The 17,419-nt window shown below is 47.3% G+C and carries 15 protein-coding genes and 2 pseudogenes; 4 read left to right on the top strand and 13 right to left on the bottom strand.

Annotated elements, in window-relative coordinates; all coding sequences use genetic code 11:
• Nucleotide 1: 1 nt before the first annotated feature.
• The 9 genes and pseudogenes from C2M29_RS10600 to C2M29_RS10640 all read right to left on the bottom strand — a co-directional run bounded on the left by C2M29_RS10600 (nucleotide 2) and on the right by C2M29_RS10640 (nucleotide 9,728).
• Nucleotides 2-910, bottom strand: coding sequence for an AAA family ATPase (locus C2M29_RS10600; RefSeq protein ID WP_105189753.1), 909 nt, complete (start codon nucleotides 908-910; stop codon nucleotides 2-4).
• Nucleotides 911-916: 6 nt separating this feature from the next.
• Complete coding sequence (locus C2M29_RS10605; protein WP_105189754.1) at nucleotides 917-1,297, bottom strand: response regulator; 381 nt, start codon at nucleotides 1,295-1,297, stop codon at nucleotides 917-919.
• 383 nt (nucleotides 1,298-1,680) lie between these two features.
• Complete coding sequence (locus tag C2M29_RS10610) at nucleotides 1,681-3,591, bottom strand: cation:proton antiporter domain-containing protein (RefSeq protein ID WP_105189755.1); 1,911 nt, start codon at nucleotides 3,589-3,591, stop codon at nucleotides 1,681-1,683.
• A 104-nt stretch (nucleotides 3,592-3,695) separates the two neighbouring features.
• The gene (locus tag C2M29_RS10615) at nucleotides 3,696-4,088 is read right to left on the bottom strand and encodes an MAPEG family protein (protein WP_105189756.1); all 393 of its coding nucleotides are present in this window, start codon (nucleotides 4,086-4,088) and stop codon (nucleotides 3,696-3,698) included.
• Between the two features lie 125 nt (nucleotides 4,089-4,213).
• Complete coding sequence (locus C2M29_RS10620) at nucleotides 4,214-4,939, bottom strand: SIMPL domain-containing protein (RefSeq protein WP_158684715.1); 726 nt, start codon at nucleotides 4,937-4,939, stop codon at nucleotides 4,214-4,216.
• A gap of 124 nt (nucleotides 4,940-5,063) precedes the next feature.
• A pseudogene (locus C2M29_RS10625) lies at nucleotides 5,064-6,621 on the bottom strand (SulP family inorganic anion transporter).
• A 125-nt stretch (nucleotides 6,622-6,746) separates the two neighbouring features.
• On the bottom strand, nucleotides 6,747-7,205 hold the full coding sequence (locus C2M29_RS10630; protein ID WP_105189758.1) for an Lrp/AsnC family transcriptional regulator: 459 nt from the start codon (nucleotides 7,203-7,205) through the stop codon (nucleotides 6,747-6,749).
• Between the two features lie 88 nt (nucleotides 7,206-7,293).
• Nucleotides 7,294-7,934: pseudogene (locus C2M29_RS10635) on the bottom strand (MBL fold metallo-hydrolase).
• A 24-nt stretch (nucleotides 7,935-7,958) separates the two neighbouring features.
• A complete protein-coding gene (locus C2M29_RS10640; RefSeq protein WP_105189759.1) occupies nucleotides 7,959-9,728 on the bottom strand; it encodes a M14 family metallopeptidase in 1,770 nt (589 codons plus the stop codon).
• Nucleotides 9,729-9,849: 121 nt separating this feature from the next.
• Here C2M29_RS10640 and C2M29_RS10645 point away from each other — a divergent pair, with 121 nt between their 5' ends.
• Nucleotides 9,850-10,677: an SDR family oxidoreductase gene (locus C2M29_RS10645; protein WP_105190242.1), complete on the top strand. Its 828-nt coding sequence runs from the start codon at nucleotides 9,850-9,852 to the stop codon at nucleotides 10,675-10,677.
• A 57-nt stretch (nucleotides 10,678-10,734) separates the two neighbouring features.
• Here the strand turns inward: C2M29_RS10645 and rplT are convergent, their stop codons facing one another.
• The 4 genes from rplT to thrS form a co-directional block, all read right to left on the bottom strand.
• A complete protein-coding gene (gene rplT / locus C2M29_RS10650; RefSeq protein WP_105189760.1) occupies nucleotides 10,735-11,094 on the bottom strand; it encodes a 50S ribosomal protein L20 in 360 nt (119 codons plus the stop codon).
• 15 nt (nucleotides 11,095-11,109) lie between these two features.
• Nucleotides 11,110-11,310: a 50S ribosomal protein L35 gene (gene rpmI, locus C2M29_RS10655; protein WP_022944197.1), complete on the bottom strand. Its 201-nt coding sequence runs from the start codon at nucleotides 11,308-11,310 to the stop codon at nucleotides 11,110-11,112.
• 208 nt (nucleotides 11,311-11,518) lie between these two features.
• Entirely contained in the window at nucleotides 11,519-12,079 is a 561-nt protein-coding gene (gene infC / locus C2M29_RS10660; protein ID WP_105190243.1) for a translation initiation factor IF-3, read from the bottom strand.
• A gap of 63 nt (nucleotides 12,080-12,142) precedes the next feature.
• Complete coding sequence (gene thrS, locus C2M29_RS10665) at nucleotides 12,143-14,053, bottom strand: threonine--tRNA ligase (protein WP_105190244.1); 1,911 nt, start codon at nucleotides 14,051-14,053, stop codon at nucleotides 12,143-12,145.
• A gap of 250 nt (nucleotides 14,054-14,303) precedes the next feature.
• On the opposite strand from thrS, the gene C2M29_RS10670 reads away from it, so the two are divergent.
• The 3 genes from C2M29_RS10670 to C2M29_RS10680 all read left to right on the top strand — a co-directional run bounded on the left by C2M29_RS10670 (nucleotide 14,304) and on the right by C2M29_RS10680 (nucleotide 17,362).
• Nucleotides 14,304-14,744 carry a DUF3010 family protein gene (locus C2M29_RS10670; protein ID WP_105189761.1) on the top strand — a complete coding sequence of 147 codons (441 nt, stop codon included), beginning with the start codon at nucleotides 14,304-14,306 and terminating at the stop codon, nucleotides 14,742-14,744.
• 96 nt (nucleotides 14,745-14,840) lie between these two features.
• A complete protein-coding gene (locus C2M29_RS10675; protein ID WP_105189762.1) occupies nucleotides 14,841-15,380 on the top strand; it encodes a manganese efflux pump MntP in 540 nt (179 codons plus the stop codon).
• A 260-nt stretch (nucleotides 15,381-15,640) separates the two neighbouring features.
• Nucleotides 15,641-17,362 (top strand): AMP-binding protein, encoded by a 1,722-nt coding sequence (locus C2M29_RS10680; protein ID WP_105189763.1) that lies wholly within the window; start codon nucleotides 15,641-15,643, stop codon nucleotides 17,360-17,362.
• The last annotated feature ends 57 nt before the right edge of the window (nucleotides 17,363-17,419 follow it).

Consider the following 17,419-nt stretch of genomic DNA (forward strand, 5'->3'; position numbering starts at 1 on the left):
ACTACAAAGGCACCTTGACCCGGCGTAAGATATCGTCACAGACACTGGCCTGGCTGTAATTGTCATGCGGATTGACGCGATGCTCACAGATGCTGGCAAAGACCGCCTGCACATCCTCGGGCATCACATAATCACGACCTTCCAGGAAAGCCCAGGCCTTTGCACCTTGTGCCAGTGCAATGCTAGCGCGAGGTGACAGCGGATGAGTAATATCGCGATCGTGACGGGTTAAGGTCACTAAAGCGAGGATATAATCAACCACAGTATTGGCGATGCTGACATTATCTACCTGATTCTGCATACTCTGCAGCTCGTCACAGGTGATGATGGGCTTAATTGGCTTGTGTCTTTGGGGGCCAAGGCCTTTGATCAGGAGCTTTTCCGCATCTGCCGGTGGAAACCCTAGGCTGATGCGCATAAAAAAGCGGTCTAACTGGGATTCGGGTAACGGAAAGGTCCCTGATTGGTGTTGCGGGTTTTGCGTGGCGATAACGAAAAAAGGCGACGGCAATGTATAGCGTTCGGAATCAATGCTGACACAGCCTTCTTCCATGGCTTCGAGCAGAGCACTTTGCGTTTTGGGACCTGCGCGGTTAATTTCATCGGCCAAAACCATTTGGCTGAAAATAGGGCCTTTATGAAATGTAAATTTCTGTTCTTTGGTATTAAAAATACTGGCACCAAGAATATCAGCGGGCAGTAAGTCACTGGTAAACTGGATACGCTGGTAGCTCATACCTAAGGTTTGTGCCAGACCATGAGACAGTGTTGTCTTACCCATACCGGGAAGGTCTTCAAGTAACAAGTGACCACGAGAAAGCATGGCGCATAGCGCTAGCTTGATTTGTTGCTCTTTGCCAAAGATGACATCCGCCAAACCAAGCGTAAGTTGTTTTAATTTTTCTTGCATAAGGGGTTAGTTAAGCTCTAAACGCTTCATGACCATGTCGACTTTATTGGCATTAAAAGGCTTACTAATGTATTCCTCGGCGCCAAACTCCCAATTGTGCTCAACATTCTCATAGGAATTATGATCGGCACAGAGGATGATTTTACAGTGCGGATGTAGCTCAGACAGGTAGCTGATAATATCGCAGCCATCGCTGTCGGGTAAGGCGATATCGACGAAGATAACCTTAGGATCTAGTTGTGCGAGTAAAGGTTTTGCGTCGTTAATATCCGCGCTACCGGTGATCTGGTCATAACCTAGGTCGGTGAGAATCGCGGCTAAAGAACTGCGCATGGACTGATCATTGTCGATGATCAGAATTGGCTCCAGCGGGCGAACAAACTCCATAATGCATCTTTTTTATTACTGTTTTAAATAATACTATGCGATAAGGCGCGTTTGCTCAATACAACCATCGCATGATTAAGTACTTATCATTAATTTAATCGAAATTTAATGCGAACATATAGCGTCTGTATAAGAGGATTGTTAGTGCAATGCAAAACCACCTCCGGCAGCATTAAAATGTCCGATACCGTCTAGTATTGGACATAGCTAGGTGGAGTAATTGGGTGTAATACATATAAACCAGAACATCCTATAATTTATGTTATGTTAAATTGGGTAAATAAATGCATGGCATACATTACTCCCTTATTTAGAAAGGCATTTTAAAAACCTTTTTGTCCTAGCTCGCATAACTGTGGCAAACGCTATCTCGGTGTTTAAGCTTAATCCTCACATTTTTTATTAGAACCCTCACTGTCGTTTGAGTTAGCGTAGGTCTTAGTGTCCTTATGTGTATTAATAATTTCCGCGACTGACTCTTTTAATTCAGGTGCGTACTGCTGCATATAGTCTTTCACTAACTTCACATACTCATCATTGTCCTGAAATGGCAAACTGGCATCAAAGGCCTCTGCGGTGACCCGCATCATCTGCTTATCATAGACGTCAAACTTTGAAATGATTTGCTGCGCTTGTTCGCTTTTAACTCCTAGTGCTTCATACGCGGCGCGCCCCATGCGCAGTGAGCTGTCATATGTCTCGCGGATAATGTCACGGCACCCCAGTGCCCACAATTGATAAACGTGATGCCGGTCGACCGCCCGAGTTAGCACATGAACATGGGGGTAATTTTGGAGCACGTAGTGCGTTAGCGTGGTGATTTGATCTTTATCGTCCAAAGCGATGACTAATAACTTGGCTCTCTCTATCCCGGCACTGTCTAGTAAATCCGGGCGTGTCGCGTCACCATAAAAATAATGTACACCCACTCGAGCCATGGCCTCTAAATGATTAAAATTATGATCAATGACGGTGGCTCTAAACCCGCCTATTTTTAATATCCTATCCACTAGACCGCCAACCCGACCGGAGCCGGCAATAATAATATGGCTTTGCTCTGGGAACTGCTCTTCGCGGCTTTTCCCTTCAACTACATAGCGTGGCGCTATCACATACTGGTAAAGGATAAAAAGTAAAGGCGATATCAGCATGGACAAGGTTACGACTAGCAATAGTTGCTCCGCCATAGCTCCAGTCATTACCTGATTACTAACGGAAAACGACAACAAAACAAAGCCAAACTCACCGGCCTGCGCCAATGCCAATGCTAAGAGCCAAAGTGCACCTCCCTTTATGCCAAGTAACCTGCCCAAGACCAAGAGCACGCCAATCTTGATCACTATCAAAGCTGTCGTGGTTAGTGCAATAGTCGTAAACTGCTCGGCCAATAAGCCAAAGTTAATTCCCGCCCCCACGGTAATGAAGAAGACCCCAAGCAAGAGTCCTTTAAATGGCTCAATGTTGCTTTCAAGTTCATGCTTATAGGGTGAGTTGGCTAAAACCACACCCGCAATAAAGGTGCCGAGCGCCGGTGATAAGCCCACTAGGGTCATCATCAGCGCAATGCCTATAACCAGTAATAAAGCGGTTGCGGTAAAGAGCTCTCTTAATCTGGCCTGGGCAATAAATTTGAAGATGGGTCCGGTTAGGTACGCGCCCCCTATCACCACAGCTAAGATAACACCCATTACTACTAACGCGCTTTGCCAGCCATTTAATCCACTTAGTATGTTTAGTTGGGACGTAGCATGTGCCCCAGCCATGTCGGCGCCGCTTACACCGCCCATGGCCAGTAAGGGTAAGACGGCTAATATAGGGATAACGGCGATATCCTGGGTGAGTAAAACCGAAAACGTCGCCTTCCCGCCCTCGGTATCAAGCTCGGAGCGCTCGGCCAAGCTCTGCAAGACTATGGCAGTGGAAGACAAGGTTAAGATAAGTCCGATACTAAGCCCTAGTTGCCATGAATACCCCAAAAGCATGGCCACGCCCATGATAGCCAAAGCAGTAAGCATCACCTGCCCACCTCCGAGACCGATTAACTGAGCGCGCATCAACCAAAGTTTTTTTGGTTCCAGTTCTAAACCGACCAGAAAGAGCATCATCACCACACCAAATTCAGCGACATGCTGAATCGATACCAGATCTATATTGAGCAACGACAATAAGGGCGCAATGATAATCCCGGCTATCAGATAGCCAAGTACAGAGCCCAAACCAAAGCGCGTGGCAATGGGAACGGCCACTATGGAGGAGATGAGAAAAATACAGGCAACAATAAGAATGTCTGTCATTAAATTGCCCTTGAGCTAGTAATTTTGAATCACGCTTAAGGGCAAGTTTAGACGACTATTCATACTCAGGCATTGAGATTGCCTGGGACATAAAGAGGGTTAAGTTAAAGGTAAATCCCCAAGGTGGCATCGAGTAGCAAGGAAACAGAAGCAATTAATATAACCGCGAAGGTCAGCATCATGCTCACCACCCTCACCTTGATGTTTTCATCTAACTGAGAAATATTACTGGCATGAATTAATCGCGCGAAAACTAAAGTCGCCCCAAGAGCATGGCTGTAGTGACTTGCGAGTCCTTGATATTCATTAAAAAATAGCAGCAGTAAGGCCAGCGGCACATACTCGATAAAGTTACCATGAGCACGCACGGCACGTTGCAGAGCTTCGCTGTCGCCGGTGCCGATCGAACGTTGGCTACGACGGCGCTCTTTGACCACATAAAGGCTCAGTTGCAAATAGACCAGCGCCAAAATGGCACCGTAAATGGATACAATCACGTCTGCTCTCCCGAGTAAGCTACTAGGCTAGAAGGTACAGGTAATTGATTTAAAAGAAAAGTGCCGAAGGCAAACAGATTGGCCTTTACCTTCGGCGAGGTTGCGCACGGCTTTTGTTATCAAGCTTAGTTATCGAGTAAATATACGGCATTGACCGAGGCGGTGACTTTGATCTCGCCAACATTGTAGGCCTGCTCTACACCAGGAGCGGCATCGGCAGTGGACATCATTTTCATTTCCGCACGAGGATATGGAATGGGTCTATCGTGGCTCATCACATTAATGCTGTAAATTTTACCCACCTTGGTATCAAAACCCTCGGCATACGTTTTTGCTTTTTGCTTGGCATCGCTAAACGCTTGCTGTTGCGCTTGATTGTAAAGCTCGTCGTAATTACTTAAACCAAAATGGGATTGCCCTACTTGATTGGCTCCTTGCTGTACCAACAACTGCAAAACCAACGCGTAGTTATCGATTTGGCGCAGAATAACACTGACGTTACGACTTACTTCATAGCCGTCAAATTCATTTGTTTGCGTCTCGCGGTTGTATTTCGTTTTGCTGTGAATGCTTAGCTGACTGGCGTGAATATCCTTGCTTTCAATGCCCTGCTCTTTTAAGGCGATGATCATCTTTGCCAGTTTACTGTCGGCGGCCTTTTTCGCTTCAAGCAAGTCCATGCTTTGTTCGTTCACGCTTAGGTTGATGGTTACCTTGTCCGGTGTGGCCCACACTTCACCAACGCCGCGCACCTGCAAATGAGGTTCATCGGGAATGGTTTGCGCTTGCACGGTCAAGGTCGCGCCGAAGGCCAAGGTGGAAGTCAATAACACCGAAATTACTTGTTTCATAGTCGTACCCATTATCGAAGAATTGCTTTAAGTCTATGTATAGGCTGGTTAATTGCAACTGAATAAAAAAGGCCAGCGAAATGCTGGCCTTAATATATGTGCTCGCTTGGGTTAGAGAAACGCCTTAACCCAGTTCGTCCGAAGCGACGCGATATTTAGGATCTTCAATCACGTTGATTTCTACCAGGTCGCGCGCCTTGTGCAACAATTCTTTACAGTCGGCGCTGACATGGCGAAGATGCAGGGTTTTGCCTGCCTTAGTGTATTTATCCGCCAAGGTGTCGATGGCTTCGATGGCGCTGTGATCTGCCACGCGACTGTGTTTGAACTCGATGATCACGTCTTTAGGGTCGTTCTTAATGTCGAACAGCTCTAAGAAATTTTTCACCGAGCCGAAGAACAATGGGCCGTGTAGCTCATACACTTTGGAGCCTTCTTCATCGAGGTAACTTTCAGTGTAAATGTGTTTCGCATGCTGCCAGGCAAAGACCAGGGCGGAGACGATAATACCCACACAAACGGCGATGGCGAGATCAGTCGCAACGGTTACCGCACTCACTAAGAAGATCACAAAGGCATCGGATTTGGGTACCTTGCGCATAATACGGAAGCTTGACCATTCAAAGGTGCCGATCACCACCATAAACATCACCCCTACCAGCGCGGCTAGCGGGATCATTTCGATGTAGCTGGCGGCAAATAGAATAAAGACCAGTAGCAATAGCGCCGCGGTAATACCCGATAACCGACTACGACCACCGGAATTAATGTTGATCATCGACTGACCTATCATGGCACAACCACCCATTGCGCCGAAGAAACCACAGGTCACGTTGGCAGCGCCCTGACCCACACATTCTTTGTTACTGTGACCGCGGGTATCGGTAATTTCATCGATTAGGGTCAATGTCAGCAGTGATTCAATCAAACCAATGGCCGGCCAGAATAACCGCATAAGGAAGGATGATCTTGAATGTTTCCAGGTTAAAAGGCACCTGTGGAATGTGGAATTCTGGGAAACCACCGGCTATGGTTGCGGCGCTGTCACCAGTCATGTCTTTAACAAAGTCGATAACCGTGCGCGCGTCTAAGTCGAATCCTAATACCAGGCCCGTCACCACCACGATAGCAGCAAGGCTTGATGGAATAGCCGTTGTCAGTTTAGGTAAGAAATGAATGATGGCCATGGTTAAAGCCACTAGGCCCAACATGGTGTACATCATCTCGCCTTGCATCCATTGCATTTGCCCGTCGTCACCTAGGACCTTAAACTGCCCCAACTGCGCGAGGAAAATTACTATGGCTAAGCCATTTACAAAGCCCAGCATAACCGGGTGTGGCACCATACGAATAAATTTTCCGAGCTTAAATACACCGGCCAGGATTTGCAGTATACCCATCAAGAGTACGGTCGCAAACAGGTATTCGACACCGTGGGTAATGACCAAAGAGGTCATCACCACGGCCAAAGCCCCGGTTGCACCGGAGATCATGCCCGGTCGGCCACCGATTAAAGAAGTGATAAGACCGACGATAAACGCGGCATATAAGCCAACAAGTGGGTCAACCTGAGCAACAAAAGCAAAGGCTACGGCTTCGGGCACCAGTGCTAGCGCGACGGTAAGACCCGATAAAATATCATTTTTAGCAGAGCTAGGTGCTTTGCTGAGTAAGTTAAACATTCATTCCTCGTTTGCGGTGCGATTAGAAACAAGCTGCGAAAGGGGTGCAGATTCTAGCAAAACGGTGAGAAATTAACAATTCAGCAAAGAGTTAGGCGACCAATATGGTCGCCTTCTAATAAGGTTTATAGAGGCAGAGACGTGGTGCGCTTCACACAGGTCATGGTGACGTTAGAATGCACCTCTTGCACATACGGCAGGCTGAGTAAATTATCACGAACAAACAACTCATAGCCTTCAATGCCCTTGGAGATAATGCGCAGCATAAAGTCCATGGTGCCGGCCATAGTGTAACACTCGGTGACCTCATCATAGCTCATGATCAATTCTTCAAATTGTGCCAATTGATCACGCCCATGATTAGATAAACGCACATGGGCATAGACCAGCATATCAAAGCCGAGCTTTTTCTCATCGAGTAACGCAACTTTCCCCTTGATATAACCCTCTTGCTCCAAACGGGCAATACGGCGCCAGCAAGGCGATTGCGACAAGCCGACTTGGTCGGCAATTTCTGCAGTAGAGAGACTGGCATCTTGCTGCAACAGCGCCAGTATCTGGCGATCAACTTGATTTAATGACATTGATTTTTCTTATTCTTTATTTAATTAGGTAAAATTATACACAATCCTACGGGGATCGTCTTGTTTTTTGGGGTTAACCCGAATTAAGTTAGCCAAAACGCCCGCTGATAAAAGGGTTAGTGGCTCGTTCATGGCCCACCGTGGTGTTTTCACCATGACCACTTAAGATGACAAAATCATCCGCCAAAGACAAGACCTCACCTTGTATGCTGGCAATCAGTGTGGGCGCATCGCCTCTAGGGAAATCCGTGCGCCCTATCGACCCTTTAAAAATCACATCCCCTACCAGTGCTTGCTTCGCCTTATGCTCAACAAAAATAACATGGCCCGGTGTATGACCCGGACAATGGCGCACCTCAAAATTAAGCTCACCTAGGGTTAAGGTATCGCCATGGCGCAACCAGGTCGTTGGCAAGAATGCCGGACGAGGCGCAAAACGAACATCTGCGCCTGTTGTGGTAGTGCATCAAACCAAAACTGCTCGTCGATATGTGGACCGATTATCTCTATGTTATAGGCACGAGCAAGCTCGTCCGCCGCACCAACATGGTCCAGGTGACCATGGGTAAGCCATATTGCCTCGGGCACCAGGCCAAGCTCATTAAGTGTGGTCACTATTTTTTGTACATCGCCGCCGGGGTCCACTACGGCGGTCTTTTTGCTTTTTTCACATACCAGAATACGGCAATTTTGTTGAAAAGGTGTCACCGGCACCGTGTGTATATTTATCGTCATGGTTAACTATCTATTCTTTCAGTACTGCATTAACACAGGGTAATTTAAGTATTGCTGATCATAATAAGGGCTTTGTTGATAAAGCCAAGCCCGACGTGCTTCTGCATCCTGAGCAAACGCCTTATCCTTCAGTTTTTGCTCATATTTTGCTTTGATATCGGGAGCGGTTGACAGCATCTGCTGTGCATAAGGGGCTAAGGCATAATTTTCAACATACTCGGTGCGCTGAAAGAGGCTGTGGAAAAAGCCCCACTGCAATAAGGAATCCGGTGCATCCGGGTGCAACAGATGGGTGGCTAACAGGCCCAATGCCTGGTTTGTGTCTACCTTTACCCAATTCTCATCGAGACGCACATTAACCTGGGCGTATTTAAGTTGAGGAGTAACGCGAAATCGCCCTTCAAACGGCGCCTTGGCAAATTCATGACTGGTTATGCTTGCTTGAACTAGCGGCAAGGTGACTGGGGTTGTCATGGCATCGACATGTACGCCCTGAATGGTTAGTACCTCCAAGGCCTGTGCATATTGACGAGGTATATAAAACGCTTTGGGGATATCTACCTTGGCTTTAACCTCTTTTTGCCAGTAAACAGGCAGTTTTTGATATTCATGCGCTTTGCCCAGATAGCGAATCTCAAGGGCACCGGTCACATCACTGGTATAATGCTCATAGGCTATCCCCTTAAAGGAAATATAATCCGGCTCGGTGGCATAACCTCGCGCCACCACCAAGTCCGTGTATTCCTCCTTAATTGAACCTGCTACCGCCTTCGCAAGGTCTTTACCGTGCTTTGCTAACGCCTCGATGGCGCCGTCTAATAGCACGTAGGTGCCGAGTACCCTTTGTTTGTAAGGCTTTAAGGAATGGTTCTCAACTAAGATGGTGGGCAGATGACGAAGCTCTCCCCAACCATTGGAGTAACGAGGACCGGCAACCCAACCAGCCAGACCCTTTGAAAACTCCATCTTGTCCATCACAAACACCAGCGGCCCGGGAATATGGCCCTGCTCTTCAAGCCTGGCATGGATAATGGGTGCCACGAATTTGTCCATGGCCTGGGCCACCTTAGGTGTGGCGCTGACAAAATCCGGGTTGTAGCCGTAAGTAATATCGTACTGGTAATCAGCGCCGTCGGTAACATGCACGTCTATATATAAATCCGGCTGATAGATGTTGACCACATTGGCTATGGCGCGAACGCCTGGGGTGTCTAACTTGGTGTAGTCGCGATTTAAATTAAGATTCTGGCCATTGGTGCGAAAGCCCATCACCCTCGGGCCGCGTTGATTTATGCGATTAAAAGCACTGCTGCGCTCATGACCATCGACATTTAAAATAGGAATGAATAACAGGTTGACGCTGTTGAGAATGTCTGGACGCGCACCGTTGGCGATGTCTCGAAGAAGCATAAAACCGGCGTCTTTGCCGTCTATCTCTCCGCTGTGAATTCCGGCTTGGATCAGCAAGGTGGGTTTACTGTCTGCGGCGACCTGCTTTGCAGTGGTAAATCCTTCTTTGGAGGCGAGCAACATACGTATATCACGCCCGGCATCACTTTTACCAATAGTCACTATGTGAAACTGGGCGCCATGCGCCTGCGCTAACTTGGCCATATAGGCCATGGTATTTTCATAATTAGGGGAGTCTACCCCCAGGGAGCGTTCGAAATCTGTGAGCAAGGGCCCCTGGGTTTGCATCAGCGCTTCGCTTTGTCCCCGCCAGGGAATTAACGGCGGCAGGTGCGCATCCTGGCTTAGGGCTAGGGTAAGTAAAAAGGACGTTAGCATAATAAGCTCTTGTTATTCTTATAAGTGCTTTTGAGTATAACAAGCTAAAACAAACACTGGCGAGGGCTGCGACGAAATGGTAGTTTTCTCGCACAAGGATGCAAACACCCTAATATTCACCATGAAAACCATACTAATTACCGGCTGCTCTAGCGGCATTGGCTATTACTGCGCGCAACAACTGCAAAAGCGTGGCTATGATGTGATTGCCAGCTGCCGTGCCTTAGAGGATGTACGTAAGCTCAATGCTCAAGGTATTACCTGCGTACATCTTGATTACAGTGACCCTCAATCCATAGAGCAAGGCCTGCAAGATGCCCTCGCCTATAGCGGCGGAAAGCTCGATGCGCTGTTTAATAATGGCGCCTATGGCCAGCCTGGTGCCGTTGAAGATTTACCTGTCGATGCATTGCGTAGGCAGTTTGAAACCAATGTATTCGGCTGGCATCACCTCACCCAACTGGTGTGTAAAAAGATGCGTCAGCAAGGGCATGGCCGTATTATCCAGAATTCGTCCGTACTTGGCCTTGTGACCTTACCCTACCGAGGGGCTTATAACGCCAGTAAATTCGCCTTGGAAGGACTTACAGACACGCTGCGGCTGGAGCTCAAAGGCAGCGGTGTTCATGTTTCGCTGATAGAGCCTGGCCCCATCACCTCTAAGTTTCGCGATAATGCGCTGCAGGCGTTTTTAAGCTCGGGTATAAACATTGAAACCAGTGCGCACAGAGAAAACTATCTAGCTCAACAGCGCAGATTGGAGTCTGCAACTGGCCCACAACCCTTCACGCTAGGCCCCGAGGCCGTTTATAAACGTTTAGTACATGCCCTTGAATCGCAGCGCCCGCAGGCGCGTTACTATGTCACCACACCAACCTATTTATTTGGCTTTTTAAAGCGTATCTTGCCCATAGGTTGGATGGATTGGGTGCTCACTAAATCCCGCTAACATGAATTTTAGGCAATAAAAAAGGAGCCATTAGGCTCCTTTCTCTGCTAACACAAATTAAGCTTCTAGGCCTTCTTTAGCCTTAGCTACTAGTGCTGCAAATGCAGTTTGGTCATAAACAGCGATGTCTGCAAGGATCTTACGGTCGATCTCTACAGAAGTCTTCTTAAGACCGTTGATGAAACGGCTGTAAGACAAACCATTTTGACGAGCTGCGGCGTTGATACGAGCAATCCATAGTTGACGGAAAGTACGTTTCTTCGCACGACGGTCACGGTAAGCGTATTGACCCGCTTTAGTAACCGCTTGGAAAGCTACGCGGTAAACACGTGAACGTGCACCGTAGTAACCTTTAGCTTGCTTTAAAACTTTCTTGTGACGTGCGCGCGCGATAGTACCGCGTTTTACTCTTGCCATTATTCTATACCCCTATTAAGCGAATGGTAACATACGAGAAACTAAGCCGTGGTCGTTCTTGTGAACCATTAGCTTAGGACGTAGGTGAAGCTTACGCTTAGAGGTTTTCTTAGTCAGAATGTGACGAAGGTGCGCCTGTTTACGCTTGAAACCGCCAGAAGCAGTTTTCTTGAAGCGCTTAGCAGCGCCACGGTGTGTTTTTAGCTTATAAGCCATTGCAATAACTCCAATTGATATTGCTTAAATTTAGCAAGCAGGCGTCCAGCTTACGCTGACACTTTATTGGCCTAACTTACTCCCAAAACCGGTGAAGGGACTTAAAAAGTCCCCTACTTTCAACCGGATAGATACAGGTGCTAAATAAATTACCGAAGTAACCCAAGTAGCTTGTAAACCTGCACTAAATCTTAAGGCGCGCAGTATACTATTTTTTAGCCACTGGCGCTAGCATCATAATCATTTGACGACCTTCGACTTTCTTAGGGAAAGACTCACAGGTTGCCAAATCTTCTAAATCCGTCTTGATGCGGTTTAGAAGCTCGATACCGATCTCTTGGTGGGCCATTTCACGGCCACGGAAGCGGATAGTTACTTTCGCTTTATCGCCAGCTTCTAAGAACTTGCGAAGGTTACGAAGCTTAACCTGGTAGTCACCAATGTCAGTACCCGGACGGAATTTAATTTCCTTAATCTGGATTTGCTTTTGCTTCTTCTTCTGTTCTTTTTGTGCCTTGCTCTTCTCGAAAATGAACTTACCGTAGTCCATAACCTTACAAACAGGTGGCTCAGCATTAGGGCTGATCTCAACGAGATCGACACCAGCTTCTTCCGCCAATGACAACGCTTCACTTAAAGACACAATGCCTGCTTGCTCACCGTCAAAGCCAATTAGTCGAACTTCTTTTGCCGTGATGTCTTCGTTAATACGATTTTTTTGAGTCGTTTGTTGACCCTTTTTTCCGCCTCTAATGGTACGTTCCTCCAAGAATATTAAAAACAAAAAAGGGTGTTACCGTTAGTATTTGGCACACCCTTTTTCCATCACAGACTAGCGTCTATTCTTAATTTCATCTGCGATTTTTGTAATAAAGTCATCGACTTTAAACTTGCCCAGGTCTTCACCTGTACGTGTCCTCACTGCGACTTCTTGTTGTTCAACTTCTTTGTCGCCAACAACTAATAAGTAAGGTATACGTTTTAAAGTATGTTCGCGAATTTTAAAGCCAATTTTCTCATTTCTCAAGTCGGCTGCGGCACGAATGCCCAGTTTATTTAATTTTTGTACAACTTCTTGCACATAATCCGCCTGCTTATCGGTGATATTCATCAATACCACCTGCTTTGGCGCCAACCAAGTTGGGAATAAACCAGCGTATTCTTCGGTCAAAATACCGATAAAGCGCTCGATTGAACCGAGAATCGCACGGTGGATCATCACCGGTGTGCGACGGTCGTTATTTTCGGCAACATAAGTTGCACCTAAACGGCCCGGCAACATGAAATCTAATTGCACAGTACCACACTGCCATGCACGTTCCAAACAATCATATAGCGTAAACTCAATTTTTGGTCCGTAGAAGGCACCTTCGCCAGGCAAGTATTCAAATTCAATATTTTTGTCGGTCAGCGCCTGAGCCAGTGCTTGCTCGGCTTTACCCCAAAGTGCATCCTCACCGATACGTTGCTCTGGGCGGGTTGACAGCTTAACCACGATTTTTTCAAAACCGAAAGTTGAATAGGTGTCGTATACCATGTCGATACACGCGGCTACTTCATCAAGAATTTGCTCTTCGGTACAGAAAATATGGGCATCGTCTTGGGTAAAACCACGCACACGCATCAGGCCATGTAAGGCACCCGACGGCTCATTACGGTGACAACAACCAAATTCGGCCATACGCAATGGCAGGTCACGATAAGATTTCAATCCCTGGTTAAAGATCTGTACGTGACCCGGACAGTTCATAGGTTTAATCGCGTATTCGCGCTTTTCCGACTCAGTGGTGAACATGGCATCGCCATATTTGTCCCAGTGGCCAGATTTTTCCCAAAGCACACGGTCCATCATCAATGGGCCTTTTACTTCTTCGTAATCGTACTCGCGTAGTTTTTCACGAACGAAATCTTCCAGTTCGCGGTAAATGCTCCAGCCATCGTTATGCCAGAATACCATGCCCGGCGCTTCTTCTTGCCAGTGCCATAGGTCGAGTGCTTTACCGATTTTACGGTGATCGCGCTTTTCTGCTTCTTCTAAACGCTGTAGATAACCTTTAAGTTGCTTTTTGTCGCCCCAGGCTGTGCCGTAGATACGTTGCAGCATCTTGTTATCAGAGTCGCCGCGCCAGTATGCGCCGGCAACCTTCATTAGTTTAAAGTGCTGACAGAAAGACATGTTCGGTACGTGAGGACCGCGACACATGTCGACATACTCTTCGTGATGATATAAGCCAGGACGGTCATCTTTTGCGATGTTTTCGTCAAGGATTTCCATCTTGTAGGTCTCGCCGCGCGCAGCAAAGGTCTCACGCGCTTCTTGCCAGCTCACGGTCTTCTTAACTACATCGTATTTGGTTTTCGCAAGCTCTAGCATGCGCTTCTCTAACGCTTCAAGATCTTCTTGGGTCAGCGAGTGCTCCATATCAACATCGTAGTAAAAGCCGTTGTCGATAGTTGGACCAATCGCCATTTTTGCATCAGGATAAAGCTGCTTAATGGCGTGGCCAATAAGGTGTGCACAAGAGTGGCGAATAATTTCTAAACCATCTTCGTCTTTGGCGGTGATAATTTCTAAACGCGCATCTTCGGTGATTAGATCGCAGGCATCAACGCGCTCACCATTAACGCGACCAGCGATGGTTGCTTTGGCCAGGCCCGGGCCGATGTCGTTAGCGACATCCATTGTTGAAACTGGGTTATCAAAAATACGCTGACTACCGTCAGGAAGAGTAATTACAGGCATGTTTTGTCCTTTTACAGTGGTGACACCTACGCCGCGCCACTTGTAGTAAGTTATATTTAATCGATTTAATTCATAATCAACGCTTATACCAACAAGCATTGCGATGATACTGCTGCGTCCTTTAGCGAGCGCAAGCGGTTATTCTCGCGTGCCCCGCATCCAAATTCAAGGCTCTGGGAATAATTTTATTCCATTGTTTTTACACCATCTCTGATATACTAGAGGCCATTGAATACAAAGGCGATATAACATGAATACCTGTGGTGTAGAAATTAAAGGCAGCGAAGTGCTGCTTTGCTTATTATCAAAAGACAATGACGTTTTCGACATTCGCGATGTACGACAAACACGTTTTGTACTTAGTGATGCCGACGACACCGAGCAAGTACAAAAGTTTTACCGTGATTTTAAAAAGCTGATGGAAGATTATGGGGTGGATTCAATTGCCATTAAAGGTCGCCCACATAAAGGCAAATTCGCCGGTGGTGCAGTAGGCTTTAAAATGGAAGCAGCACTGCAGCTTATTAGCGAGCTAGATGTGCGCGTTATCAATGCCACCGCCATGAAAGAGCAACTTAAGCGCAACCCTATCCCCATAGATTTTGAAGAAACCGGCCTCAAAAAGTTCCAAGAGCAAGCATTTAACACCGCCTATGTGTACATAATGCAGCGCACCTACGCCAAGGACTAGTGTCGGACTGGTTATCGATAGGCCGCACTGCTTAAAGCGGCCTTTTTTCTATGTGAAGAACTAAATTTTAACATTCCTCTTGATGCGAGTTTTCTCATGATTGAAGTTTTTATCTTGGCCGTCGCGCTGAGTATGGATGCGTTTGCCGTATCTATCGGACTTGGGTCAAAGCATATGACCCTGACCCGTTCCCTGGCACTCAAAGCTGGCATTTATTTTGGTCTATTTCAGGGTCTCATGCCGCTAATTGGTTATCTTGGCGGAAAAGGCGTACTCGGCTGGGTTGAAGACTATGCTCACTGGATAGCGTTCGGCTTGCTACTGCTTATTGGTGCAAAAATGATTTATGAAGCCCTGAGCGAAGGCATTGAAGAAGACATTGCACAAATCACCCACAAGGTCATGCTGTTGCTCGCCATTGCCACCAGTATTGATGCCATGGCGGCCGGATTTACATTGACCCTACTCGATGTCCATCCATTATTAGCCTGTACAATTATCGGAGTGGTCACCCTGGTGTTCAGCTTCGCCGGTGTATTTGTAGGATCAAGAAGCGGCACCTGGTTAGAAAGCAAAGCGGAATTGCTCGGTGGTGTGGTGTTGATCCTCATCGGGTTTAAAATACTGCTCGTCTAAATCTGCTTTAGAGCGAATTTGGCCCATTCCCTTTGCGGTGGGCCAGTGTGCTTATGTGCCTCTTTGCCCCTCCTTCCATTAACCCCCCTCCCCTTGGCGTTTGACTTTGTCGACAGCCAGATACATCTTTAGTCGTAAACACGGTTAAAAACGTCTTTTTTAATGGCACGTGTCGACAATCTATGATTGAGTAGCTTATGTACTATGCGTTACGAGCATTTCGTTGCGACAACATAACTTTTGCGCCAAGGAGGCACAGTATGCCTACGCATTTAAACGAGCAATTAAACAACTTTCCCCTTGTTATTAGCACTTACAGTGGCAGTACTCAGCAAGCCCTCAGTGATTTGACTATTGGCAACTACCTACAGAGTATTGTCGACACCTACCCAGAAAACGAAGCCATTGTCATTCGTCACCAAAATATCCGCTGGAGCTATCGTCGCTACTTAGAAGAAATAGAACGGGTCGCCACCGGCCTGTTGGCATTAGGCGTTCAGCCCGGCGATCGTGTCGGCATCTGGTCACCGAACAATATCGAGTGGTCGCTTATTCAAATGGCGACGGCGAAAATTGGCGCCATCATGGTGTGTTTAAACCCGGCCTACCGCCCCCATGAACTGGAGTTTGCCATTAATAACGTTGAGGTGAAGTTTCTGGTGATGGCCCAAGAATTTAAAGCCTCTAATTATGTAGAAATGCTTTATCAATTGGCACCGGAATTAACTGACCCCAATCATCAAGGACCAATCGCCAAACTGCCATCACTGACTCGCGTGATCTGTATTGGTGAGCAGCAGCGCTGCGGCATGCTGCCTTTTGCTCAGCTTCAGGATTTGGGGCAACCACAGCATTATCAACATATGCGTGAATTGGCGAGTCAATTAGACGCAAACGATGCTATCAATATTCAGTTTACCTCCGGCACCACGGGGAACCCCAAAGGAGCGACCCTGAGCCATAGAAATATACTCAACAACGCGTTGCTCGTTGCCCGCGCCATGCAATTTAGCGCAAACGACCGCCTTTGTATCCCTGTGCCTCTGTATCACTGTTTTGGTATGGTGCTAGGTAACCTGGTATGTGTCGCCAGCGGCGCCTGTGCTATCTATCCCAGCCCTTCGTTTGAGCCCCTAACCACGCTGCAAACTGTAGAGCAGGAGCGATGCACCGCCTTACATGGTGTGCCCACCATGTTTATTGCCCAACTGGAATTGCCCGAGTTTTCCAAATTTGACCTCAGTACCCTGCGCACCGGGGTGATGGCCGGTGCTACCTGCCCGCAAGAATTAATGCGCAAGGTACATAGCCAGTTTAATATGACACAAGTGCTGATTGGTTACGGACAAACCGAATGCAGCCCCATTAATCACATTACCGAGATAGACTCGCCCCTAGAGAAACAGGTTGAAACCGTAGGAAGGGCTATGGCACACACCGAGGTGAAAATAATTGATGAGCGCGGTGGCATTGCCGCAATTGGTACCGCCGGGGAAATATGCGCCCGGGGCTATTGCGTTATGCAGGGTTACTGGGGCGATGAAGCAAAAACCAAGGCCACCATAGACGAGCAAGGCTGGCTGCACTCGGGCGATCTGGGTGTAATGGACGACCAAGGCTATGTCACCATAGTCGGCCGTATTAAGGATATGATCATCCGTGGCGGCGAGAATATTTACCCGCGCGAAATAGAAGAGCTGTTATATCTGCATGAGGCCATCAGCGACGCGGCGGTGTTTGGTATTCCCGACGATAAGTTCGGTGAGCAGGTATGCTTATGGCTTAAGCTCAAAGAGGGGCATGACCTCACTGAGCAACAAGTGCGTGATTACCTGAAAGAACACCTGGCTTACTTTAAAATACCCAAATACATTGAAATCGTTGATGAATACCCAATGACGGTGACTGGTAAACTGCAAAAATTTAAAATGCGCGAGCAAATGATAGAAAAACTGCAAGCGCAACATGCGCAAGCCGTCTAAGGCAAATGGCCCCAAAAGTGGGGCCAATTCTCACTATTCAAATCTGACTGATTAAAA

Source organism: Pseudoalteromonas sp. T1lg48 (assembly GCF_002964785.1).
Taxonomy (GTDB): Bacteria; Pseudomonadota; Gammaproteobacteria; order Enterobacterales; family Alteromonadaceae; genus Pseudoalteromonas.